This window comes from Priestia sp. TRN 1309 (genome assembly GCF_050846875.1).
Taxonomy (GTDB): Bacteria; Bacillota; Bacilli; order Bacillales; family Bacillaceae_H; genus Priestia; species Priestia zanthoxyli.
Window position 1 is genome coordinate 409,442 of the sequence record NZ_JBOZGM010000004.1, and the last position, 24,144, is coordinate 433,585.

At 34.4% G+C, this 24,144-nt stretch carries 31 protein-coding genes; 7 read left to right on the forward strand and 24 right to left on the reverse strand.

The window, feature by feature from the left end; all coding sequences use genetic code 11:
• Positions 1–149 precede the first annotated feature (149 nt).
• Together ACRPLQ_RS18335 and ACRPLQ_RS18340 are read left to right on the forward strand one after the other, a co-directional pair.
• Positions 150–989, forward strand: a complete 840-nt coding sequence (locus ACRPLQ_RS18335; protein WP_048018626.1) for an alpha/beta fold hydrolase — start codon at positions 150–152, stop codon at positions 987–989.
• Between the two features lie 232 nt (positions 990–1,221).
• Entirely contained in the window at positions 1,222–1,809 is a 588-nt protein-coding gene (locus ACRPLQ_RS18340; RefSeq protein ID WP_432236210.1) for a DUF4825 domain-containing protein, read from the forward strand.
• Positions 1,810–1,850: 41 nt separating this feature from the next.
• Here ACRPLQ_RS18340 and ACRPLQ_RS18345 read toward each other — a convergent pair whose 3' ends face one another.
• From ACRPLQ_RS18345 to ACRPLQ_RS18390, 10 genes are all read right to left on the reverse strand, one after another.
• Complete coding sequence (locus ACRPLQ_RS18345; protein ID WP_409405089.1) at positions 1,851–2,264, reverse strand: YjdF family protein; 414 nt, start codon at positions 2,262–2,264, stop codon at positions 1,851–1,853.
• A 324-nt stretch (positions 2,265–2,588) separates the two neighbouring features.
• Positions 2,589–2,819 (reverse strand): hypothetical protein, encoded by a 231-nt coding sequence (locus tag ACRPLQ_RS18350; protein ID WP_034265079.1) that lies wholly within the window; start codon positions 2,817–2,819, stop codon positions 2,589–2,591.
• Positions 2,820–3,071: 252 nt separating this feature from the next.
• Entirely contained in the window at positions 3,072–3,761 is a 690-nt protein-coding gene (locus ACRPLQ_RS18355; RefSeq protein WP_409405088.1) for an alpha/beta fold hydrolase, read from the reverse strand.
• Positions 3,762–3,926: 165 nt separating this feature from the next.
• Complete coding sequence (locus ACRPLQ_RS18360) at positions 3,927–4,850, reverse strand: LysR family transcriptional regulator (protein ID WP_034265115.1); 924 nt, start codon at positions 4,848–4,850, stop codon at positions 3,927–3,929.
• Between the two features lie 391 nt (positions 4,851–5,241).
• Positions 5,242–5,817 carry a hypothetical protein gene (locus ACRPLQ_RS18365; protein WP_432236211.1) on the reverse strand — a complete coding sequence of 192 codons (576 nt, stop codon included), beginning with the start codon at positions 5,815–5,817 and terminating at the stop codon, positions 5,242–5,244.
• A gap of 218 nt (positions 5,818–6,035) precedes the next feature.
• Positions 6,036–6,383, reverse strand: coding sequence for a hypothetical protein (locus ACRPLQ_RS18370; RefSeq protein ID WP_165635753.1), 348 nt, complete (start codon positions 6,381–6,383; stop codon positions 6,036–6,038).
• 54 nt (positions 6,384–6,437) lie between these two features.
• The gene (locus tag ACRPLQ_RS18375) at positions 6,438–6,770 is read right to left on the reverse strand and encodes a hypothetical protein (RefSeq protein ID WP_432236212.1); all 333 of its coding nucleotides are present in this window, start codon (positions 6,768–6,770) and stop codon (positions 6,438–6,440) included.
• Positions 6,771–6,813: 43 nt separating this feature from the next.
• Complete coding sequence (locus ACRPLQ_RS18380) at positions 6,814–7,014, reverse strand: hypothetical protein (protein WP_156830698.1); 201 nt, start codon at positions 7,012–7,014, stop codon at positions 6,814–6,816.
• A gap of 39 nt (positions 7,015–7,053) precedes the next feature.
• A complete protein-coding gene (locus ACRPLQ_RS18385) occupies positions 7,054–7,284 on the reverse strand; it encodes a DUF3923 family protein (RefSeq protein ID WP_432236213.1) in 231 nt (76 codons plus the stop codon).
• A 212-nt stretch (positions 7,285–7,496) separates the two neighbouring features.
• Positions 7,497–7,802 carry a hypothetical protein gene (locus ACRPLQ_RS18390; protein WP_099330809.1) on the reverse strand — a complete coding sequence of 102 codons (306 nt, stop codon included), beginning with the start codon at positions 7,800–7,802 and terminating at the stop codon, positions 7,497–7,499.
• Positions 7,803–8,066: 264 nt separating this feature from the next.
• On the opposite strand from ACRPLQ_RS18390, the gene ACRPLQ_RS18395 reads away from it, so the two are divergent.
• Positions 8,067–8,603 carry a GNAT family N-acetyltransferase gene (locus ACRPLQ_RS18395; RefSeq protein ID WP_099330808.1) on the forward strand — a complete coding sequence of 179 codons (537 nt, stop codon included), beginning with the start codon at positions 8,067–8,069 and terminating at the stop codon, positions 8,601–8,603.
• 98 nt (positions 8,604–8,701) lie between these two features.
• On the opposite strand, the gene ACRPLQ_RS18400 is transcribed toward ACRPLQ_RS18395, so the two are convergent.
• On the reverse strand, positions 8,702–9,205 hold the full coding sequence (locus ACRPLQ_RS18400; protein WP_028413883.1) for a DinB family protein: 504 nt from the start codon (positions 9,203–9,205) through the stop codon (positions 8,702–8,704).
• A gap of 98 nt (positions 9,206–9,303) precedes the next feature.
• Here ACRPLQ_RS18400 and ACRPLQ_RS18405 point away from each other — a divergent pair, with 98 nt between their 5' ends.
• On the forward strand, positions 9,304–9,717 hold the full coding sequence (locus tag ACRPLQ_RS18405; protein WP_034265100.1) for a hypothetical protein: 414 nt from the start codon (positions 9,304–9,306) through the stop codon (positions 9,715–9,717).
• Positions 9,718–10,001: 284 nt separating this feature from the next.
• The gene (locus ACRPLQ_RS18410) at positions 10,002–10,616 is read left to right on the forward strand and encodes a DUF998 domain-containing protein (protein WP_121944808.1); all 615 of its coding nucleotides are present in this window, start codon (positions 10,002–10,004) and stop codon (positions 10,614–10,616) included.
• A 110-nt stretch (positions 10,617–10,726) separates the two neighbouring features.
• On the opposite strand, the gene ACRPLQ_RS18415 is transcribed toward ACRPLQ_RS18410, so the two are convergent.
• Complete coding sequence (locus ACRPLQ_RS18415; RefSeq protein WP_028413886.1) at positions 10,727–11,323, reverse strand: YdcF family protein; 597 nt, start codon at positions 11,321–11,323, stop codon at positions 10,727–10,729.
• 160 nt (positions 11,324–11,483) lie between these two features.
• Here ACRPLQ_RS18415 and ACRPLQ_RS18420 point away from each other — a divergent pair, with 160 nt between their 5' ends.
• On the forward strand, positions 11,484–11,705 hold the full coding sequence (locus ACRPLQ_RS18420; RefSeq protein ID WP_335577401.1) for an FtsW/RodA/SpoVE family cell cycle protein: 222 nt from the start codon (positions 11,484–11,486) through the stop codon (positions 11,703–11,705).
• A 126-nt stretch (positions 11,706–11,831) separates the two neighbouring features.
• Here the strand turns inward: ACRPLQ_RS18420 and ACRPLQ_RS18425 are convergent, their stop codons facing one another.
• Positions 11,832–12,743, reverse strand: a complete 912-nt coding sequence (locus ACRPLQ_RS18425) for a peptidoglycan-binding protein (RefSeq protein WP_033578555.1) — start codon at positions 12,741–12,743, stop codon at positions 11,832–11,834.
• A gap of 311 nt (positions 12,744–13,054) precedes the next feature.
• Between ACRPLQ_RS18425 and ACRPLQ_RS18430 the strand changes: the two genes are divergently transcribed.
• On the forward strand, positions 13,055–13,552 hold the full coding sequence (locus ACRPLQ_RS18430; RefSeq protein WP_099330803.1) for a DUF2062 domain-containing protein: 498 nt from the start codon (positions 13,055–13,057) through the stop codon (positions 13,550–13,552).
• A 349-nt stretch (positions 13,553–13,901) separates the two neighbouring features.
• Here ACRPLQ_RS18430 and ACRPLQ_RS18435 read toward each other — a convergent pair whose 3' ends face one another.
• The 11 genes from ACRPLQ_RS18435 to ACRPLQ_RS18485 form a co-directional block, all read right to left on the reverse strand.
• Positions 13,902–14,285 (reverse strand): YkvA family protein, encoded by a 384-nt coding sequence (locus ACRPLQ_RS18435; protein WP_028413889.1) that lies wholly within the window; start codon positions 14,283–14,285, stop codon positions 13,902–13,904.
• 94 nt (positions 14,286–14,379) lie between these two features.
• The gene (locus ACRPLQ_RS18440; protein ID WP_063246960.1) at positions 14,380–14,817 is read right to left on the reverse strand and encodes an NUDIX hydrolase; all 438 of its coding nucleotides are present in this window, start codon (positions 14,815–14,817) and stop codon (positions 14,380–14,382) included.
• A 284-nt stretch (positions 14,818–15,101) separates the two neighbouring features.
• On the reverse strand, positions 15,102–15,566 hold the full coding sequence (rpiB, locus tag ACRPLQ_RS18445) for a ribose 5-phosphate isomerase B (RefSeq protein WP_099330801.1): 465 nt from the start codon (positions 15,564–15,566) through the stop codon (positions 15,102–15,104).
• A gap of 73 nt (positions 15,567–15,639) precedes the next feature.
• Positions 15,640–15,774, reverse strand: coding sequence for a GapA-binding peptide SR1P (locus ACRPLQ_RS18450; RefSeq protein WP_107917869.1), 135 nt, complete (start codon positions 15,772–15,774; stop codon positions 15,640–15,642).
• A 114-nt stretch (positions 15,775–15,888) separates the two neighbouring features.
• On the reverse strand, positions 15,889–16,845 hold the full coding sequence (gene pfkA / locus ACRPLQ_RS18455; protein ID WP_165635750.1) for a 6-phosphofructokinase: 957 nt from the start codon (positions 16,843–16,845) through the stop codon (positions 15,889–15,891).
• Positions 16,846–16,950: 105 nt separating this feature from the next.
• Positions 16,951–18,282: an MFS transporter gene (locus tag ACRPLQ_RS18460; protein ID WP_221817559.1), complete on the reverse strand. Its 1,332-nt coding sequence runs from the start codon at positions 18,280–18,282 to the stop codon at positions 16,951–16,953.
• 685 nt (positions 18,283–18,967) lie between these two features.
• Entirely contained in the window at positions 18,968–19,678 is a 711-nt protein-coding gene (locus ACRPLQ_RS18465) for a FadR/GntR family transcriptional regulator (protein ID WP_432236214.1), read from the reverse strand.
• A 208-nt stretch (positions 19,679–19,886) separates the two neighbouring features.
• Positions 19,887–20,645, reverse strand: a complete 759-nt coding sequence (locus ACRPLQ_RS18470) for an SDR family NAD(P)-dependent oxidoreductase (protein WP_034265135.1) — start codon at positions 20,643–20,645, stop codon at positions 19,887–19,889.
• Positions 20,646–20,694: 49 nt separating this feature from the next.
• Positions 20,695–21,642, reverse strand: a complete 948-nt coding sequence (locus ACRPLQ_RS18475) for a transketolase family protein (protein WP_048018606.1) — start codon at positions 21,640–21,642, stop codon at positions 20,695–20,697.
• Complete coding sequence (locus ACRPLQ_RS18480) at positions 21,642–22,493, reverse strand: transketolase (RefSeq protein ID WP_051137098.1); 852 nt, start codon at positions 22,491–22,493, stop codon at positions 21,642–21,644. Before ACRPLQ_RS18480 ends, ACRPLQ_RS18475 begins: the two co-directional genes overlap by 1 nt.
• Positions 22,494–22,790: 297 nt before the next feature.
• Positions 22,791–24,137: an MFS transporter gene (locus tag ACRPLQ_RS18485; protein ID WP_047751287.1), complete on the reverse strand. Its 1,347-nt coding sequence runs from the start codon at positions 24,135–24,137 to the stop codon at positions 22,791–22,793.
• Positions 24,138–24,144: the final 7 nt, after the last annotated feature.

A 24,144-nucleotide genomic window follows, 5' to 3' on the forward strand; every position in this document is an offset into this window, starting at 1 on the left:
TTCAACTTTCCTGCTCTATTCTAGTCAATAAGGTAACAGACGGAACAATCGATTACCTAAATAAAATTCAAAAAGGAAATATTCTCATTTTAGAGAAGTGAATAAAGGGCTGCTTTTCATTTTTCTAACACTTAAAAGGAGGTACACAAATGAATGAACAAATACTAAAAATAGATAAAGTAGAGATTTGCACAGAAAGTTTTGGGAACCCTAAAAATCCGGCTATTCTTTTAATAATGGGAGCAATGTCCTCGTTAGATTGGTGGGATGAAGACTTCTGTCTTCGCCTCGCTGAAAGGGAGAGATTTGTTATTCGTTACGACCATCGTGATTTAGGCCGCTCTACCACTTATCCACCCGGTACTTCTAACTATACAATAACGGATATGGCTGATGACGCAATTGGCGTTTTAGATGCTTATTCTATAGAAAAAGCTCATATTGTTGGAATGTCGTTGGGCGGGATGATAGGTCAGATTCTTGCTCTTAGATATCCAAAACGCATAGATTCCCTTACTTTAATTGCATCAAGCATTTTTGGAACTGAGGCGGAAAAATTGCCTCCAATGGACCAGCGTATACTTGATTATCATACAAAAAGTACTTCCATAGACTGGTCAAATCAAGAGGCAACCGTTCACTACCTTGCAGGTGGATGGAAAACGTTAAGTGGAACAAAACCTTATGAAAAGGAAAGAATGTATAAGCTAGCAAAAAGAGAAGCTGCCCGCGCCAAACAGTTGCCGAGTAGATTTAATCATGCTTTACTTCAAGGAGGAGGCCAATATTATGACAGATTGAGTGAAATTAGCACACCTACGCTGATTATTCATGGAACAAAAGATCCGGCACTTCCTTATGAACATGGACTTGCTCTTGCAAAAGCTATTTCTCATGCTAAATTAATAGCTCTTGAGGGTACAGGGCATGAAGTTCATAGTGAGGACTGGGACCAAATTATCGAAGCAATTGTAGGGATTAGCTCTTAAAAGTAAAAAAAGAGAAATGAAGACTTCAAAGCGCTTTTTCAAGAAAGCTTTGGGGTCTTTTCATATTTCAAAATTCCTTTCTTCTACTAGCAGTTGACAAAAACGTTTTCTATAGCAAAGGGTATTTTGTACAAAAGGACCTACACCTTTTCAAGACAGCCTATTTACGATAAACTAATAATTCATGAAATATCCTCATAAGGGTATTAAAGTAAGAAAATGGAGGCTTTTTATGAAATATTTTAAGGTATTTTTTTGTTTAATCTTATTACTCCTAGTAGGCATAACCGGCTGTTCTCAAAAAGAAGAAGTTACAAGCATTAATACTGTTGATGTAAAAAAGCTTAAAGAGCGTAGCGAAACTTATGTTGGAAATAATTCTAACGTGGTAGCTATCGTAAGGGACTTGCCTGGAGGAGAAACATTTAAAGAAATTGATTTACATAATAAAACGCTAAAAATAACGTATGGTACTAAAGCGGGCTCTCTTTCAGAAGATGAAACGTTAAAATATTGGTTTGACGGTAAGAATACATTGGAGAAAAACTTTCTTTACAATGCTATTTATTTAGCAATATTAGTGCCTAATGCTCAAGGTTACAGTTTTAAAGTAGACAATCAAAAATTCTCAGTATCTAGAGAAGAAATGGAAGAGTTTATTTCTGGCAACATTAAAACTTTACCGGATAGTAATAAATTATTTGATAAAGAAAAAGCACAGCAATTTATAGATGATAATAAAGAAAAGATAAATAAAACAGTTAAATCGGCAGCTATTCGAGAACATTTTTTTAAGAATGTTCCGATAGTAAAGGAATAACAACAAATAAAGAGCCGTAAATAGGGCTCTTTATTCGTACTCTATTTACCTTTGTGCTTAGCTTTCGCCTTTAGTTTCTTCATCAAATATTTTTGTTCCTTTAGTTCTTTACGGTATTGCTTAGATTTCTTTTTTCTACTTTTTTTCTTTTCTTCGTACTCTTGTTTCATAGCCTCTTGAGCTTTAGTAGAAATACCAATTTTATTTACTTCTTTTGCTACTTGGCGCTGTAAACGTTTTGGGTTGACCTTTTTATTAGATTTTATTTTCACATCAAGACCTGAATGAATCGATTGATTAATCAGATTTAACAATTTGTGATGAATAAAGTCTAATATCTCTGTATCTTTTGGTTCTGCTCCAAATACATAACGAAATGCTTTTAATTTACCGCCTTCTACAACTTCAATAATTCCTATCCAAAACTGACCATCATGGTAAATCGTTAATGACATAACGATTCCCTCCTCTAAACATACTATGAAATGATGGACATCCCGAGGAGGGGAAGGTTACTGACATTGATACATATCAATGCATCCGGACTACCAACCGAATTGTGTTTTTACATTCCATATACAAATTTTAACATACAAATATTCAATATAAGTGCTTTTTCTTTTATTTTTCACCGAAATTAATCGTGAAAAATAAAGGTCTCTCCATAATAAATACTGGAATTACTACAAAAGAAATCAAACTAAAATATTTTGCGTTCCTTTTTAATTATTATCCTTTAACATAAGGTAATTAATCAGTAGAAAAAAAGTTTAGGTGAATCACTCCAAGCTCTTTTTCCTATAAAGAAAGAACCCTATTATCGCCCCCAGTACAGCTATCACAATACTAAAGCGAATTAGATGAATAATAAAATCATCAAGGTTTAAATAAGTTGTTTCTATTACACCATCACCGACTGATTCAACTTCTTTATATGGAATCACAAAGAAACCTAATGATCCTCCTAAAATAAGGCCGTAGAAAAAACCTTTTTCTATAAATTTCAACAAGAAACTCTCCTCCTTTCAAAAGTGCTCATCTAATGAGTTATAGCACTCTCTATAACTCATTAGATGAGCATTTATTTATCTTCCACAAAAATTATTTAATTATGAATTTTATTACATATAATCTATATATTAACATATACACAAGTTAAAAGGGAGACTAACGTATAGTCTCCCTTTCTATAAAAGTTTAATAACTTTTAAAAATTATATTTAGTTAAACAGTCTTTCAAATTAAATAAAAGCTCCAGAAAGTCACGAAGCAAGAAAGCTTTTCACAGCAGTTAAAAAAGCGGATAAGTTTCCTGCGTGCACCTCATGTCCAGCCCCTTTTATCGTTACTAATTTACAATTTGGAATGCGCTTAGAAACTTCCTGCAATTTATCTTGAGGGATATGGCTGGATCCTCCTCCTATGATGAGAGTAGGTGCAATTATCTCTGTAAGACTTCCCCACCATTTAGGATTGGGGTTGTTTAACTGTTGAAGAATTGAAGGTACAACCTCCCAGTCAAACGGTAAAGAACCAGGAGGTTTGGCAGGAATTTCGAACTTCTCTCCTGTAAAAGGTGGAGGAGTGTCTTCAACAATCAATTGATCTACCCTTTCTGGAAATGTTTCAGAAAAAAGATAGGACACCGTACCGCCCATAGAATGCCCAATCAACGTAAAGCGCTCCAAATTCATGGCATTTACGAACTGAAGTAAGTCATCACACATAAGTTCAAACGTATAGGTGCCGGTTCTTTCACTTCCACCGTGTCCTCGCTGGTCTAAAGCTAAAAATCGATATTCCTTCCCTAATACAGCTGCTACTTCATCCCACGACTCTGCACTCATTCCCAAAGCGTGAAGTGCAATAATGGCGGGTGCCGAAGCTTCGCCCAACTCTCGATATTGAAATGTTAAACCATTCAGTTCAATTTGATTTACTCCCATTTTCAAATTAGATCAACTCCTAACTCAGATTTCACCAATTAAAATCTAGTTTATTAAGGTTCATCTATATATTAGTGAGGGAATAAAGATTTCCTTCACCTCTTATCTTATTAGGAAAGATATGAGATTATTTTATGGATCCTGTGTAATTCTTTAGTCAGCATAATGTACCTAGAGATTCTTACTTTCAATCCCCTTATACTTTAACCCAAAAGTACTACAAGCCAATTGAATAAAAGATTGTAAAGGAAGAGACATAAATTTATCTTTATGCCAAAACATTTGTGTATAAAGAGGCGTATCAACTTTAGTACAAGCCAATTCTTTTAATATGCCTTTCTCTAGCTCTCCTCTTACTACTACTTCGGGCAATATGGCAATACCTAAATCTAGCATAACGCATTGCTTAATAGCTTCTACGCTTACAAATTCAAATTTAGTTGATGTACAAATACCCGCCTCACGAAACAAGTTTTCCAATACTACACGATATGAACATCCTGATTCGGTATACAAAAGAGTCTCATTCTCAAGATCTTCTAAGTAGATTTCCGCTTTATCAGCTAAAGGATGCTGAGGAGAAGCAATAATTTTTAAGTTTTCTGCAACAAGACATTGCGTATGTAGATTTGCATCATGATGCTGAATAGGCTCCATTGTGAAGGCGATATCAAGAGTTCCGTCTAGCAGCTGCGCTCTTGTTTGTGCTTGAGAGTAAATGGGCTTAAAAATCATTTTAACCTTTGGAAATTGATCCTTAAACTCTTTTAATATTGGAGGCAATCTATACGTGCACTGACTTTCAGAAGACCCAATAATAAGTGTACCGGCAGGTTCCTCCACTCCACTTACAGCATTTTTTGCTTCCTTAGTCAGTTGAATCATTTTGTCGGCGTACCTTTTAAATTCTCTGCCTGCCTCTGTTAAAACCAAGCGCTTTCCGAGACGTTCAAATAAAGGCGTTTCAAGTTCATTTTCAAGAGCTTTTATTTGAGCGGTAACGCTTGATTGAGCAAAGTTTAAAATTTTAGCCGTATAGGTGAAATTTAAATTTTCTGCAGCTGTTTTAAATGTAATCAGTTGTTTTATTTCGATTTTCCTCACCTCTATATAATCGGGTATTCCGATTGATTCAATCGTAATGTTCATCTGTAACGATCGTTAATTTCATTATAAAATATGGTAAATCAAACCACAACATACTAAATATAAAGAGATAAGGGGAAATCATAATGACCATAAAAAAAGAAAATACAAAAGAATCAATTAGCCTAACGCAAAAAGAAACAAGTGAAAAAAACTTCAAATACTACTGGAATGAAATTATTCGAGCGCTTATCGTAACTAAATAAGTAAGGCTAATCAATTTTATTTTTGGGAAAAGTAAATCCACATACAAGCGTATAAATATAAAAACAATAGCTCGCTAACGCTGACGATATACAGAGTTAGAGAGCTATTAACCTATTCAAGCCAATAATCATGTTTATTGGCTTGAATCCAATCTAAATTCGGCAATATCCTTGTCGTCTTGAGAGATAATGAGTGTGCCTTTTAATGCATTAGCCTGTAGCTTTTTTAGCTTTTCTTCAGCTGGCAAAAGAGGTAATTCATTGTTTTTTTCCTTTGCTCCTAACGTATAATTAAGAGTGAATTTACTTGTTCCTTTAGATGGAATTTCTCCTATACTCATGCCAACCCCTAACTTATTGTTATCCATCTTATAAATATTTGAACCAATTGCTTCTTTTACAGCTGATACTAACTCCTTATCTGGTTCTATGCGAATGTTTGTTTTAACAGGATCAGAGAGAGCCATACTATTATTAGACTTATTTTCCATCGTGAATGTATAGTATAACTCCGTTGGAACGATACGTTTACTCTTATTCTTTTTATCAGGTACTATCATTTCCCCAACGATTTTTTTATCATCGGTTAACATTACTTCCGCTTTTTGTAGTTTTAAGTAATCAACATTGTTTACATATTCCGTTTTTGAACAAGCGGAAATGATAGACACCAAACAAATAACAAACAATCCAAGATAGAACTTTTTCATATTTCTCCCCCAAACATTTTTTATCCCACAACAATAAACATATGTTATCATATTTGCTATATTTTGTATTTTGTAATTGTTATATGATATATTGTTAAACGTAAAAACACCAAGGTGCTTTATGTTTCCTTGGTGTCTTTTATTAGTTCTTAAGCGTTTAGTTAAAAAATTAGATTTGGAGGAGGAAAAGATGATACAAAATTTATTTGTTTTTGTATCTAGTAATTTTCTTCTACAAAACGTATCGCTTTGTTTAATTCTGAAGTTCTTAAAACGACTTCTTTATCATTAAAAATAATAAAGAATGGACTGTCTTCTATCTTTAAGTCTGGATATTGATTCTTTGCTTCTTCCAAAGAAGAAAAATATCGAACCTGCTTTAAGCCGCTTATTTCCTCAAAATGGTCGATGTCTTCTCCTACTGCCAAAATAGAATATTCTTCTCCATCTGACAATAACTCTTTAGGTGGAGAATCCGCATATTGTTTCTTCCAAGTTAAACTTGAGCATGCTGCACATAGAATAATCAAAAATAGAATAAAAGATAAGCATAACCCTTTTTTCATAACATCCCTCCTTTTATTCTAGCTATATTTCAAAAGAAAAATGATACAATATCTTTATTGACGAGAATACAAAAACCACGCAGGCATCTCTGTGTTTTCAATTAGCAGTACATGTTTATGCTTAGGATCACCTTTAATAGCATAAACAAAATCACCATTTTGTGTTTTGCCAAAGGCTCTAAAATATTTCTTAGAGTCATACTTTGTTTGATCAGCCATCTCCATACATTTATAATTTCCATATGTATCACTTAAAAGCTTTGTGTCAAACATATTCTCCTCTTTTGTTACATAAAACTTATCGTAAGAAAAGAACAAAATATATACACTTAACGCCCCTATAATTGTTATACAACTAGCTAAACTACATCGAATTTTTTTATTCACTTTCGACCTCTTAAAATTTTATTTGCTTTACTATAAAAGTCTATTACGCGAACTTTCCAGGCTCCTCCACATAAAAATCCACATAACCGCAGCTTGAACAAACATAAGGTATTAACTCACTGTAATTGTAATTGTTATTTAATACGCTGCTCGGTGTTTTATTTACACCTACTGTACCAGGTGATGATTGAATACGAGCTTTGGTTAGAGTTGAATCACATTTAGAGCACTTTTGGCTTTGCATACATATCACCTCTCTATTTCATAACATCATTTCTATTTTCTACAGTACATGTTTGTTAGCTTTAAAATTGAAAATCAGCCATATAACTTGAAGAATCAAAGGAAAAATAAATACAATCAGCAACACTATAAATGCGAACAATTTCAGCTCTAGTGTTTGGGTAACACCCGCTCCATCCACTTCTCTTGTCCAGACAACAGCTGTTCCTACGACGAAAAGTATGATCCAAATTATATTAGCTATCCACCAGGAAATCCATCGTCTTTTCACATCATCACTCCTTTCAATTTAAGCTGCATCTTTCTTTATTAATTCCCAGATAAGAGCAATGGTAGAAATAGCTCCACCTACCGCAAAGAGATAAGAAGAAAACGGTATTGTTTCATGCATGAATAAACCTCTTATTCTATAAAAACATAGGATAATAGTGCCGATTAAACCAATCATAAGCCGAATATTTTTATTGATTGTTTTCTCCCCCTTTAGGCTTCTCTTTGCACCTGATCCTTTATCATAAGTCCAAATATAGCGAAGAAGTTTAATACAACCAGCAATCCATAATAAAAGCCAAGCCCTTCAAAAAATAAAGAAAGAATGGGAAATATTATAGTTTCAAAGCCAAACAACATAATAATAAGTCCAATTCCTTTAGCGAGCTGCTTTTCATCCTTAGGTGTAAATATCTTTCCATATCCAGCAATAAAATTAGTACTACCTTTTTTCCATACACGTTTCCCAATATAAATAATTAAACAGCTTACTAGACTTATAAATAATAATTTCAACACCAGACATTACACCTTCTTTACATACTTTAATTTAACATATATAGTACATTTTACCATAATAAATAAACAAATATTATGTATTAAAGGTGGACTCACAAAATACAACACTGTAAAATATATACATACTAATTTGGGAGGTTTTTGTTTGTTAAACTTATGCTTAGAGCTGGGTGAGTAAGCTTCCTTAATGAATGTGTGCATAAAGGAAGCCCCATTTATGGAGTATAAAAAGCGGTAATTTAGCAAGTTGATAGGAGACTCTAAATGGATATCTTAATTAAACAAGAACTCACTGAAGAATATAATGAAACTGAAAAAGTTGTGAAAAGCGCCTTTTTAAATGAAGAATACAGCGATAAGAAAGAACATTTACTTGTGAAACGAATTAGGAAGTCAGATGAATTTATTCCTGAACTTTCACTAGTCGCATTAAATCCGAATGCAGTAGATATTATAGGCCATATTCTTCTATCTAAAATAACAATTATAGATGGTGATAACGCTACCGTTTCTTTAGCACTTGCTCCAGTTTCAGTTGCACCTCAGTATCAAAAACAAGGAGCTGGGAGCCAACTAATACACGCTGCTTTAAAACGCGCAAAAGAGCTTGGTTATCATTCAGTAATTGTTTTAGGGCACAAAGATTACTATCCTAAGTTTGGATTTAAACCAGCTAGCTCATGGAATATATATGCTCCATTTGACGTGCCTGAAGAATTTTTTATGGCCATAGAGTTAACAGAAGGATCTCTAAAAAATGTGCAAGGTGTTGTACATTACTCAAAATCTTTTTCAGAGTAAGGCACTAAATGATTAATTAGGTTTTACGTAAAGGCTGCCTGGAAAATAATTTTATAGTATTTTCTATGGGCAGCCTCTTTTTTATTTACCTGATATTATTAAAGCGGTGGATTTTCCACACCTAAATGAACCCAATCTTCTTTTGGAGGCCCATAAACTCCAGCAGGTTTTAGGCCTGCTTGACGCATAAGAATGGTAATTTGACCTCGGTGATGAACAATATGTTTGATTAGTCCCATTAAGATTGTGGCATTTGATTGGGTTCTTCCAAACGCTTCTTGCGTATGTTCTAAAGATTCATCTGTCCATTGCTGTTCGATAATTTTAGCAGCATGAGAACTTACATTTTTAAAGGTTATAGCGATTTCCTGTGCTGAAGATGGAACGCTTGCTGTACTTTCAATTCTGTCTATACTTAATCCGAATTCAGTTAGGTAATCTGGAATATTTGTTGTAAAATGCCAAGCAATTCTCCCTAACGTACGCCCTTCAGGATACACTTGTTGTTTCAACGAATCATCTGTCAAGCTATCTAAAACTTTTTGAGTCAGCATGGCTTCGTTGTTCCATTCTTTGATAAAATCTGAAATGGTATTATACATATAAAAGACCTCCCAATATAAATCTAATCTAAATCAATAACTAAATAATATCATAGAAGAAAAATAAGTTGGCTTATTTACTAAAGGAAGGAGACTTTATGTTATTTAAAGCTACCGCTCAAAAAACTGTTGTTTATCCTTTATTACTTTTAAATACTTTATTACTCATTCAAGCAGTTCAACATAAAGAACTTGCCTTTTTAAACCTTTTGGCTATCCTTTGCTTGTTTCTTTCCCTTTTTCTCCGATATGAATTTCAGATAGACAGAGATACTTTAACCTATAGAATATATATATTATGGTTTAAAGTATATGCAAAAACCGTTAAACCCAGGGACATTAAAAGAATTGTATTTAAACGGTTAAGTTGGAAATCAAAATTAGCAGTAGTAAAAGTAGAAAACGGGTGGAATATGAGAATAGCATTATTTAATCCACCAAATGTTTTTAAGGAATTAGAAACATTTGCACATGAATATGATGTAGATATTCAAAAAACAGCAGATTATTAAATTCTAGAGAAAACATCTTGAATGCCACCGCGTTTTGGATACATTAAACTCCATGTAAGTTAGGCCGTATAATCAGCGTTATTCATTTCTAATCAAGCTGCTTTTGGACCTCTCTAGCGCTACAAAGCATTAGTAAAGAGGTCCTTTCCTAAACACCTCCAAGTTAAACACTTTGTCCTCCTTCCTCACATCAACCCCAAGCCCTACATAAAAATAGGCTTCAAGGGCATTCTTTTTAACATTATTTGGATATATAATTCGTATATAACGCTTTTTAAGAGGTGATGATTCTGTATATATCAAAAAAGGTTGGCATTTTAAGCTGGTTTGCTACTTGCTTGTATTTTTTAGTTGAACCTTTCTTTATTTTGACTTCAACTGCTCCCTACAGTTTTTTACATCACGCAATGAGTGATCTTGGTGTAACTTCTTGTGGAAACTACACCTATTCAATTGCACCTCATGAAATTTGCTCTCCTCACCATTTCTGGATGAACGTATTGTTTATTATAAACGGATTGACACTTTCAATTGGTGTTTTGTACATTTCACAAAACCTAAAGAAAACGAGAAAAAGCCAACTAGCAACAGCTTTTATTCTTATATTAGCTTTAGGTAATATTGTTTCAGGCTTTATACCGGCTGATATTAATTTATTTTGGCATTCAATACTTGCTCAGCTTGGCATGGTTACTGTTTTAGCTGGTCTTTGGATGTATGCATCATCTTTAAGCAGCGGCAAGTATTGGACTTATGGCTGCTTAATTTCCCTACTAATCATTCTCCTACTCATTATGCTTGTATTTTTTGTTCCTATGCCTACCGGTCTGCTGCAAAGGTTATTCTATTTAGTAATCTTTATATGGGGCACCGTGCTTTCCTTTATGTTAAACAAATAATCCATTATCATTCCGTTTCATATGAGCTTACAAGACTATGTTAAACTAGCCGGAATTTCAAATAGCAAAAAGTCCATAGAGGCATTCCCTATGGACTTTTTGCTATTTTGTTAAATAAATTCTCTTAATAATTCTTTAGATTTCTTTCCGCTAAAACCAAAATAATTGCCAATAAGTTTGACGTATTCTGTGTAAGTAACTTTTCTATTTAAAGCAGTTTCCCACCATCTCTGTGGATTATAATAACGACTTCCACTAGAACAATAGGTTAATTGTATTTGGGTATCCTCAAATTCTTTATTAAAGTTTTTTTCTACCCTTTTCATATGATAGTTTGAAGAAACAACGATAGCAGATTGAAAGTGATAGTTCATCATTAGCTTTTTTGTAAATTTAGCATTTTCCGTAGTACTTGTAGCGTGATTTTCTAATATAATTGAATCCTCAGGTATTCCAGAGTCTTTGGCTTGATGATAAAAATTATTCTCTTGACCATTCGAAAGGATCAAATGAGACGCATATCCTTTTTTATATAATTCAATTCCTTTCTCCAGTCGATCATTATCACCACTTAACACAATAATCACGTCAGATTTTACAGGCTTTTCGTTCACTACAAGCTCTTTCCCGGCAAACAGGAAAAAAATCATCCCTAATCCCAGCATGAATATACTGATCTTTACTCTTTTACCTTTAATTTTTTGCATATAGACCCTCATTTAAAAAGTTCACTTCATATCGTATCATAAAGCTCAATATTCATAAAAATAAAAAGGTAATCTTCAAAAAAATTTTGCGCGCTGCAAGTAATCACAGCTTTTATATAAAAGTTAGAAGGTAAAACTTTAACAAACATTCTTTCTAAATATTTTCGTTATGATAGCTGTTCAAGTATTTGTAAACCTTGGAGCTGTCACGGGCCTTCTTCCTATTACCGGTGTCCCCCTAACTTTTATAAGCTTTGGAGGTTCTTCGCTGACATTGTTAATGCTTGCTGCAGGAATACTTACCAATGTTTCGATGTTTACCACATACACTCAAACCTATCAAAGCCACTCAATGGAACAAGCTTATATAAGGAATGTTTAACGTTTGAATGGCTAACTGGTGGCTATAATAAAAAGTCCTGACTATATATCAGGACTTTTTACTTTATTTACATAAATAATAATCAAGCAGCTGCTTAGAATTGCTGTGTTTTTTACTAGTAATCTATTAGAGGATAGATTTACTTCCTAAATAACGAGGTGCCCAGTAAGAATTGCTTAACGATGCAATAGTTACACCAGTTGAACTTCCAGCATGAATAAACTGCCCGTTTCCAATATAAATTCCAGCGTGTGAAGGACCTCCAGTAGTATCGAAGAATACGATATCTCCAATATTCGGAGTAGATGTACTTTTTCCTGACTGATACAAGGTGGCTACTGTTCGCGGTACAGTTACTCCACCTCCATTTTTAAATACATAATAAATGAAACCACTGCAATCGAAACCATTTGGAGAAGTTCCGCCCCAAACATATGGCACCCCTATGAATTTTTTAGAATAAGCCACAATATCACTAGCTGTCGCTTGCGTTGAACTATTAACAGTTGAAGAACCAGTGGCGCTAGTAGATGCGTTATTTAAGGCATTTAAAGTAGCTGGACCTACTATTCCATCCACAGCTAAGCCATGATCCCGTTGGAAATTCATAACGGCAGTTTGAGTAATTGTGCCAAAATAGCCTGTTGGTGTGGCGTTAAAGTAACCTTTTTCCTTTAACAGCTGCTGTACTTTTTCAACTTCATTACTAGTCATTCCATATTTCAGAAGTGTACTGCTTGTAACCGCACTTGTTGAATTAGCTATTAACGCTTGATATGTATTAGGTCCCACCATTCCATCAGCGGTTAAACTATGAGAACGCTGAAAGCTTAGAACTGAATCTTTTGTAATTGAACCAAAATAGCCAGTCGAAGTAGCTGAAAATATGCCCTTCTGTCTTAAAACATCCTGTAATTCTTTTACGTCTGGATCTGTCATACCTTCTTTTAATAGCTTGTCCCCTAAAGCTGCATGGCTTATTGTTGGTAAAACAATCAATGATGAGCATAAAGCTAATGAAGAAATTATCTTTTTCACTAAGTATATCCCCCGATGTTATATTTTTCTTGTTCTTGACTATAAAATTTTAGCAGGGAGAAATAGAAAAGAAACAACCCATTTATGAATTTTTTGTGACAATTATAAAAATCACTTGATTTATTAGGAGGTAATTATTTGTTTTGTCATATAAAGTATAAATATACTTATAATGGTTAAAGTTACTATTCTTTGACCTTACTGTTTTACATATATACCGCTAAATCTTTCATACAATAAAGCACCTTTTTATAATTGTGAACATAAAAAAGAAAAATAGAGGCTGCATGGTAAAGGATAGGGGGAATAATGTGAGCAAAATAGCGGGTTTGAAGCGCCGGTTTAAATACTTACTTATTAAACTATTACGATTAAAAGATCATTCACATAAAGTTGCGCTAGGTTTTAGTCTAGGTTCTGTTGTGAACTTTGTTCCTACCTTTGGATTTGGCATTATACTATCCGTAGGTTTAGCTAAATTATGTAAAGGAAACAGCATAGCAGGACTCATTGGTGGAATGTTTTTTATGTGGGCCTTTCCGTTGATGTTTTACTTGAATACAGTAGTTGGAGGATATATATTCCCAATCGATCTTGATCAAACTTTACTTCAGAATACAGATGAAGATTTAGATAATCGACTAGAACTAGGAGCAAAAGTAGGAAAGAATTTTTTAACAGGCATGATTCTTAACAGCTTCTTATTTGGAAGTATACTCTATATTGCTAGCTACTATATTATAAATCAGTACAGAGGCTTTCTCTTACACTACATCTCTAAAAAGTGGATAGTAAAAAAACCGTACTAAACAAATGGATTATTAGCTTGATTTCAACCTTTATTTCTAATTGTAAATCAATATAATTTATATAAAAAAACCATTAACCTGAACATTTTTTCAAAAGGCATAGAGGTACCTTAGCCCATAATTGATACCTATGGTTATCAATTATGGGCTAAGGTACAATCTTTGTTTCTGTTTTAAGATAAATATGGAGGAAATACATTGAAAGAGAGCTCTGTCTATTTTTTTTCTTGAATATCAATTTGCTGCATGTGTTCTAATGTACTCCTTTCAATTGTATATATCATTTACCATTTTTTATCATAACGATCGATAGTAAACCTAATATATTTTTTTCTTTGTAAGAGTACATTCAGTTTAAAAACTTAAAAACAGTAAAACAGCTCCACGTAAAAATAAGTAGCCATACTATGATAATAATTGAACCCACAACCCAATTTTTAGGTTTTTCATTTTGAATGAGCTCTTCTGCTTTTATTGTGCAGTCCTCTATTACATTTTTAGGTATCATCTTTAAAGCAAGCATAATTCCTAAAGGAACAATGATTATATCGTCAATATAGCCTAAAACCGGTATAAAATCAGGAATTAAATCGATTGGACTGAAGGCATATGCAACCACACAAGCAGTAAATACTTTGGTATACCAAGATACTCGGTTATCTTTATAAGCTAAGTATAAGATAAATAGCTGCTTTTTTAACTTTTTAGCCCACAACTTTAATTGGTTAAGCATGTTTCCTATTCTCCTTATGGACGGTTTAATATAATATGAAAATCGGTTTTATTTTTTGTTTAAATGCATGTTTCTTTTATGAGTAAATTCAAAACTATACGAATAACTGATTAATGCAGTCATCTTGATTTGCAGCTAGTTTAGGAACAGCTCCAACAGGAACCCAATAATAGAAAAAGATTAATCCTGCATCTTCCCCTTCAGAATTCACCTTATATTCCCACCGTTCTGCCGTTTCTTCTTGAACTTCTAAATGAAAAACATGTCGTTCATGATACTGACTTTTACTTTCATGATGATAGACGTATGTTTTTATTTTGTTCACCGATAAAAACTCCACTAATCCAGATTCTTCTTTGACCTCCCTATATAAAGCTTCTTCAATTGTTTCTCCCTCTTCTACAGTACCTGCTGGAACTTGAACTCCTGCTTCTGGATAATCTCTATGTTCGCAAACTAGTAACTCTGTATAGGGATCATTGAATCTAGTTATGTAAGCCATAACTTTTGTTATCATCGTTTTACCCTGCATGCTTGCTTCCTCCTATATATAGATACTAACCGTGCAAATTTCTTCATCAGCAAACAAACTTCTTTAGCTCTCAAGAATAAATCAGGCATATTTTATTACATCCATTTTAATTGCAAAAGAATTAGTCTCAGTGTTGTCATAATAAGCTGCTTTTACGGAAGGTTAACTGGTATGGGAATTGGAATAGTTAGTTTTGCTATTCTGATAAGATTTGTAATCATCATATCAGTAAGTGAAGTAATAGGAAAAGGCAAGAATCAGATTGATTCTTGCCTTTTCTGTCTTTATTTTCTTTCAAGAGAAGGTTCTGATACATTTTCGTATTCTGTAATTTTACAGATGCGATTTTCATGACGCCCCCCAACAAATTGAGTTGATAACCACGTCTTCGCGATTTCGCGGGCTAAACCTGGCCCAATTACTCGTTCCCCCATGGCTAAAATGTTCGTATCGTTGTGTTCACGTGTCATCTTAGCTGAAAAAACGTCATGAACGAGTGCGCAACGAATTCCTTTTACTTTGTTAGCGGCAATACTCATCCCAATCCCTGTACCGCAGATTAAAATTCCAAAATCGGCTTCTCCATTCGCTATTCTTTTGGCAACTGGAATCGCATAGTCCGGATAATCGACTGAACTGCTGCATTCGCAGCCTAAATCTTCATATATTATGGACATTTCATCTAGCAGATTGATAATCTCTTTACGAATGTTTATTCCGCCATGATCTGAAGCAATTATAACTTTCATAAGATTACTCTCCTCATTCATCTATAGTCTTAATTAAAATTCTAATGATTTTTGAGTCTCTTTTCCTGATACGTTATTTCCTAGAACAATCCTCAGAACACTTCCCGTACCATGTTTTAACCCCTTCAGAGTTGTCTACATTCTCAATAACTTTCCCACATACTTGACAAACGATAGTTCCCTGTTTTACATTAACCTGCTTATTCATAGCTATTTCCTCCTTTTTATTAGAAAAATTCGTTTGTATTCAAATACATTTCTTTAAAGACAAATTCGTTTTATCTTTAGTTTGATAAACCATTGTATGATAGAAAAGATGTGCTTAAGCTAGAATGGTATCCAGTAAGCTGTATTTATCATCATTACTAGATAACTTCGAATGAACTTTTTCAATATCTACATTGATTAAGTCATTTTCTTTAATTCCTACGGCCCTACCAGAATACCCTTTAAGTAATAGTTCTACTGCTGTAATCCCCATTTTACTTGCTAAGATACGATCAAATGCGGATGGCTGCCCTCCTCTTTGGATGAAACCTAATATACTCGTCCTTACGCTGATATCTAATTGATCCTCAACATATTTTTTCAGGTCTTGAATATCGTATATGTTTTCAGTAATTAGAACTAGGTTATCTTTTTTGCCACTTTTGATTTTCTTGTTCAGCTTGGAACATATCTCTTCAAAACTTAATTTTCTTTCCGGTGTCGAGATAATTTCTCCAGCTCCCGCTAAAGCAGAGTACAGGGCTAAATCTCCGCAATATCTTCCCATAACTTCTACAATCGTAGTCTTTTCATGAGATAAATCTGTATCCTTAATTTTACCAAGACATTCTAATATCGTATTTAATGTAGTATCAAATCCAAGTGAATAATCTGTGTAAGATAAATCATTATCAATCGTTGCCGGTATACCAATGACATTTACACCTAACTGATGTAATTTTTGTGTTCCTTTAAAAGAGCCTTCACCGCCGATTACTACTAAATGATTAATTCCATAATCTTTTAATATACTTAAAGCTTTTATTCTCCCCGACTCTTTCATAAATTCTGGGCACCGGGAGGTTTTTAAAAATGTCCCTCCTTTATCCGCAATATAGTCTACATCCGTAGAGGTTAATCTATAAAGTTTACCTTCTATTAAACCTTGGTAACCACCCTCGATTCCCATTACCTCCATGTTGTGATAAACAGCTGTTTTTACTACTGCTCGAATAGCAGCATTCATTCCTGGAGCGTCTCCGCCACTTGTTAAAACTCCTAGCTTCATCATTGTCATACACCCCTGTTATTCTTATCCATGTAAGAAAGTTGACCGACAGTCTTAGAAACTAATTGCCGGCCACTTCTAGTACTACACATTTCTTTCAAACAAGAATCAACTAGTTTTTTCTAATCGATCGACTGTGGTTTTTTTAATAGCTCTTCCTGACTGTTTTAGTAAAAAGGCTACGATAAAGGACGCTACAAACATGCTAATACCTAAAAATGTCATACTAGCATTAAAAGATCCTGTTAGATCTTTAATGTATCCCACAATATACGGTCCGAAGAAACCGCCTAGATTACCAATACTATTGATAAGAGCAATAGCACCTGCAGCAGCAGCTTCTGTTAAGAAAGATGGTGGAATTGCCCAAAACGGAGAATATGCTCCGAACGCTCCGCAAAGACTGATCGTCAAGAATACAAACGATAAAACAATGTTCGTATTTGCAACGTAGCTACTGATAATTAATGCCACGCCACTTGTTACTAAACAAGCAACGACGTGAAAACGTCTTTCATTTTTTTTGTCAGAGTGGTTACTAACCAACATCATGGTTACCATTGCACAAACATACATTAACCCTAAAATCCAGCCCATCGCATGTGTACTAAGAGAAGTCGTTTTAGATAAACCTTCTGAAATTGTCGGTAAAAACATGACGATGCCATAGTAGCCAACCATCCAGAAAAAGTATCCTAGGGATAAGGTTAAGACGTCACGATCTTTTAAGGCCTGAGCAAATGTATAGTGTTTGGCTTCCTGTTTTTCTAACTTCTCTTTTGTTGTAACGTCGATTAACCATTTCTTCTCCTCGTTCGTCAGCCATTTGACATCCTCAAGCTTATCGTCAAGATAGAAGAAACATATCACACCTAAGATCAAAGCTGGAATCGCTTCCAAAACGAAAAGCCATTGCCATCCAGCCATGTTTAACCAGTCAATGCCTAATAAGTAAGTAGAGAGAGGAGATCCTATTGCATTAGCACCAGGGATCGCAATCATAAATCCGGCAATTGCTTTTGCATGATGTTTTGTTTGATAAAAACCACTTAGATAAAAGACCATACAAGGATAAAAGCTAGCTTCAGCAACTCCTAAAAGAAATCTTGCTGTATAAAACTGCCATGGTGTTTGGATAAAAGCCATTAAAATAGCAATAACTGCCCATGTAATCATGATTCTACTAATCCATCTTCTAGCCCCGACCTTTGTCATCATAGCACTGCCAGGTACCTCTAAAAGGAAATAGCCAAGAAAGAAAATTCCTGCTCCTAATCCAAAAACAGCATTAGAAAAACCTAAATCTTCATTCATTTGTAATGCAGCAAACCCAATATTTACTCGGTCAAGTATAGATATGGTAAAACATAAAAATAGAAATGGAATGAGCCTCAACGTTACTTTTTTGGTAGTTGAACGTTCTAAGTTAATTGAATCCAAAATAATTCCTCCCCTGGGTTATCATCTTTCTCCTCTTCGTGTTCTTTGGTCTTTGACCCGAGTATTTACCCTAGGCTAATTGACAGAAAGAATTAGTGGTTGATATAAAAGATGATTAATCTATTTCTAAGTCTAAGTAAATCTAGCTCCTACTTCTGTAATCCCTTTCATATGGGGATGTAAAAAATGAAAAAGCGAAGTATCCCCTGTATTATTTATCATTTAAAAAAGTAAGAACTATTAGAAAATATCGTACAACAAAACCTTACTAGCGATATAAAAGCATTATAAATCTACTTTCTATACTAATAATCCAAAATATTTGTAATGCACAGTAACGATAAAAAACGCTTACATTTTTGAGCCCCTCTGCTAATCTCTTCAAAAAATATCAAGCTTAAAAATAATGAATTTTAAGATTCACATTACCTCCGTTTTATTAATTTAGCTACTTGTATACTAAGTTACCTTATATAAACAGTGTACTTACATACCTAACAATTGTCAATATAATTATTAAATTAAACATTTTCTGAATTTTATTAGAAGAGAAGAAGAATGCGTATTTTGACATTATAGAAAAGTGCTTGCTTTATGCGGTTTTTTTAACACAAAAAAGGCAGCTGCACTTTAGCTGCCTTTTAACTTCATATTTAATATGCTTTTGATAGAAAGTCAGTTGGAATTAGGCTTTCCAATAACGATCATATAAATTTCGCATGTGAAAATTCATAATTCTCACAGCTTCTTCTTCATTATGCTGTTCAATTGCATTAATAAGTAATTTATGCTCATTAAAATTAACTTCTCTATAGTCAGGTTTCGTTACTGTTCGATCTCTTATAAACTTCCACATTTCCTGCTGCTTCATTGCATTGCTGATAGCTGCCATAATGCTAATAAATAAATCATTATGCGAGGCCTTGGCTATGCCGTTATGTAGGGCTTCATCCGTTTCTGGTACATACACGCCTGCGTTCGTTTCTTCCTCCATCTTATTAATTGTTGCACGCAGTTCCTTAATGTCTTCTTCTGTAGCTCTCAAAGCTGCAAAGCGTACAATAAGAGGTTCTATGTTCATTCTTGCTTCAACAATGTCTTCAGGGGAGGCAGATTCCATCAAAAATGTGGATTGAGAATTTCCAGCTTCTGTTTGAGATTCTTTAACGTATACACCTTCTCCTTGACGAGAATAAATAAAACCGTTCAATTCTAGTGCGCTAAGGGCTTGTCTAACAGGCACTCGACTTACACCGAATTGTTCACACAGCTCCCTTTCAGCAGGGAGTTTATCTCCCACTTGGAACGCGCCAGATTGAATTTCAGAAAGAATTTGATTATAAATTTGAATATATAATTTATTATTGGAAACTGGATTAAAACTAATGGAAATCACTTCTCTCTATAATTATTAACTCATTTTATTCATAATTAAGTAGACATAATTATTATATACTGTTCTATTTTTAGGGGCAACAAGCCTAGCATCTTCTAACAAAAAAATCCTTATTTATGTAGTGAGTTTTTCATTTTGCTAATGATTTTATCAATAAACAGCTATACAGGCATACCATAATGGCATGCCTGTATAACGAACTTGAATATTAATCCATATGTGAGCCACCGTTTATATCAATTTCTTCTCCTGTAATATACGAAGCTTCTTCTGAAGCTAAAAAGGCAATTGTAGCCGCGATTTCTTTCACTTCACCTGGTCTACCCATAGGAATACTATCAATCACAGACTTTGCATCTTCTTCAGGGAGAGACTTCCAAATTTCTGTATTAACGAGTCCGGGAGCTACACAGTTAACCGTAATGCCATCTAAAGCTACCTCGCGCGCTAAGTTTTTTGAAAAACCTAATACTGCTGCCTTAGATGCCGAATAGTGAGGTCCCCCAAACACTCCTCCACCTCTTTTAGCCGAAACAGAAGACAGGCTTATAATTCGACCATACTTTTGATCTTTCATTGTTTCTAATACTGCTTGCGTACATAGAAACAACCCAAACATATTGACGTTAAACACTTTTGTAATGTCTTCAAGCGTCATATCTTGAACGGTAACCTTTTGAGAAATCCCTGCATTATTAATTAAAATATCAATTCTGCCGAATTCTTCAAGTGTTTGTTTAACCATCGCATCGCAAGAATCCTTACTTGTTACATTTAGCTCTATTCCCAAGGCTTTGCCACCGGCTTCTTTTATTTCGTTGACTGTATCCTGTACACCATCAAAATTGATATCTGCTATAACAACAGCCGCTCCTTGCTCTGCAAGTGTCAGGGCGATTGTACGTCCAATTCCTTTTTTGGAACCGCTACCAGTAATAATTGCTACTCTCTCTTTTAAATCAAACATATTATATTTCCCCCATCTTGTTAGCTTCTTCTATTTAATTTAGTTAGTCTTAAATCAGTTCTTTAGCTGTTTTGATAATATTTTCTACAGTAATTCCATTTAACTCTAATAGTTTTTCATAAGGCGCAGATTGCCCAAATTGATCCTGTACACCAATTCTTCGAACTGTACCTTTTCCTTCTTCCGCAACTACTTCACATACGGCACTGCCAAGGCCATTTAAAATATTGTGATCTTCAACCGTAATGATTTTTCCAATATTTAAGCAGTCAACCACTGCTTCTCGATCTAAAGGCTTAATCGTATGCATGTCTAGTAATTTCACAGATATGCCTTGTTTCTCTAATTCTTTCGTTGCCTCTAAAGCGAGTCGTACTGTATCGCCGTTGGCAATAATAGCGATATCGCTTCCCTCTTTAATTTTCTTGGCTTTTCCAATTGTAAACTCTTCATTTTCATCGTAAATCATGGGAACCGTATCGCGAGTAAAACGAAGATATACAGGTCCGTATATTTTCGCAGCTTGTTCTACTAGCTTTCTAGTAGAATAATAGTCAGCTCCCATAATGACGGTCATATTTGGAACCGATCTTAATACACCCATATCTTCTATAGCCTGATGACTTCCGCCATCGTTAGCTGGCGTTAGACCACCGTGTGAACAAGCAATCTTTACATTTAAGTTAGGGTAGCAGACTTCTTGTCTAATTTGTTCAAGCATTCTTAACGAACCAAAAACCGCGTAAGTGCTTACAAAAGGGATTTTACCAGTCGTAGCAAGTCCAGCTGCTAACCCAGCTGCATTTTGCTCTGCAATACCGACATTAATATGCTGGTCGGGTAATTGTTTGATAAAGTTTACTGTTTTACACGACTTTGCAATGTCGACATCAATGACATAAATATTTTTATTTTCTTTCCCTAATTTTACGATTTCATCTCCAAAGGCTTCTCTCGTAGCTTTTTTTACTGTAAGATCTTTTTCTAGTATGCTCATTATCTTAAACCTCCTGCTACTTCTTCCATTGCTTGATGATATTGTTCTTCATTAGGAGCAACTCCGTGCCAATCAGCTACATCCTCCATGAACGAAACTCCTTTACCTTTTACCGTGTCACAGATGATACATTTTGGTCTTCCATTCTTCGCTACTCTTACTTCATCCAATGTTTCTACAATCTCTTCCATGGAGTGTCCATTAATTCGCTTTGTTTCAAAACCAAACGCATCAAATTTTTTCTCTAAATCTTGTAATGGCATAATTTCATCACAAAATCCATCAATTTGAAGTCTGTTATTATCTACAAATACAATTAAATTATCTAATTGGTACTTAACTGCTGTTTGAGCAGCTTCCCAAATTTGTCCTTCTTGACATTCTCCGTCTCCTACTAAAGAAAAAACTCGGTAGTCTTTAAAATCTCGTTTCCCTGCAATTGCCATGCCTACGCCACACGAAAGTCCTTGTCCTAGTGAGCCTGTTGAAATATCAATACCTTTACACTTTTTCATATCTGGATGCCCTTGAAACGGAGAACCGTATTCTCTTAGCGTGTATATCGTTTCATAGGGAACGAATCCTCGTAAAGCTAAAGCGGAATATTGAATGGGACAAACGTGACCTTTAGAAAGAACAAATCTATCACGATCTTCCCAGTTAGGATTGTGCGGATCAACATTCATTTCTTTGAAATAAAGCGCTGCCATAATATCAGCTGCAGAAAGTGAACCTCCTGGATGGCCAGATTGTGCTCCATAAATCATTGTAAGAGCTGTTTTTCTTAATTGAATGGCTTTTCCTTTTAATTCTTCAATACTAATTTCTTTCATTTTAGTCACCTCATTAATTTATGACTTGCTGTTTTCTAAACGATATATCCATTAACATATAATTTAGTACACTTAGGTAACTTGTATACTAAGTAGCTTTGTGACTTAAGTGTACATCTGAAATGCGAGTTCGTCAATAACAAGATTGAATTATTAGAATTTTTTTATTTGAAACAAGTCGGTTTGTAAATTCGTGTGTTGTTTTTTCTAAGGTTTTTAAGCAAAAAAAGTACTGCTCCTATTTTAGAAGCAGTACTTTTTTTATTGATTAATTAGTAAATCGCATATATAACCAAAAGCTTTATCAAAAAACAACTATGCTTTTGCACTGGAATTATTGCTGCTTATCATGTCTTGGCTACCAGATTTAATGTTTTTAGCTACTAGTATACCTACTACCCCCGATAACCCTAAAATAATGAAGATGGAGTTGTAGCTTGTAACAAGAGCAATAAGCGTGGACGAAATAATACTTCCGAAATAACGAAACGTTGAATAAATGCCAGAGGCTGTACCAGATTGCTCTTTGCTTACCGAGTCTAGCGAGGCAACCTGCATGCTTGTTAAACCTATTCCGGTCGAAAAACCTCCAATAATTAAAGCCACTATAAGAAAAAGAATAGATCCAACGTTCTCTAAAGATAGAAAAAGAATAGTAGAGACAATGATCATAGCAAAAGAAAATCCAATCACTTTTTTAGAACTAAACTTATTGTTTAACAATCCTCCTATCCAGCCGCTTAAAGACATTGAAATCGAAAAAACCGATAAAACAATACCCGTTTGTGCTGTAGATAAGTGAAATTGAGCCTTCATTAACAGCGGCATAATTAATAAAATCACATACATAACAAAATTGCTAAGCATAATAGACAAATTAGCGCTTGTAAAGGTGGCATTTTTAAACAAAGAAAAATTGATAATCGGGTTTTCTGCCGTATTTTCTCTTTTGATAAACAAGAATGAAGATAAAACAAATACTAATCCCATTATTAAAGCCTTAGTAATTTCCATACCGTGTGTTAATAAAATCAATAAGGAAATACTAATGGCTAAATAGATGGAACCTTGAATATCTAAAGTACTTGCTTGTTTTTTTACATTAGATTTAGGAATCATAACTATGCCACTGATTAAAGCTAAGAAAAGAAAAGGCACATTCACCCAGAATATAGCTTCCAAGTTGAAGTTTTCAAGCAATACAGACCCTAGCAATGGTCCAATTGCAGCACCCAATCCCATTCCCATTCCAAATACACCTAAAACTTTAGGAAGCCGCTCTTTTGGCACCACATATCTAATGATGGCTATCGTGTTAGGGGTGAGTAAAGCTCCTCCTACTGCCTGCAGTGATCGAAAAATAATAAGGGAAATGAGATTAGTTGAAAATATACATCCTAAAGATGCTATAAGAAAGAACACTACGCCCCATAAATAGATATTTCTGTTTCCGTACAAATCTCCTAGCTTTCCAGCGATAGGCTGAGTAACAGCCATTACAATCAAATAAATAGTTACTACCCACGAAATATTTGCAAGTGGTTCATTAAAATGAGCTGATATAGTTGATAGAGCAACGGCAATCATGGTTGAATTAATTGGTACAAGAAATGTCCCAATTAGCAATGAAATAATCAAGATAAGCTCTTTATGTTTACCCAAACATTAA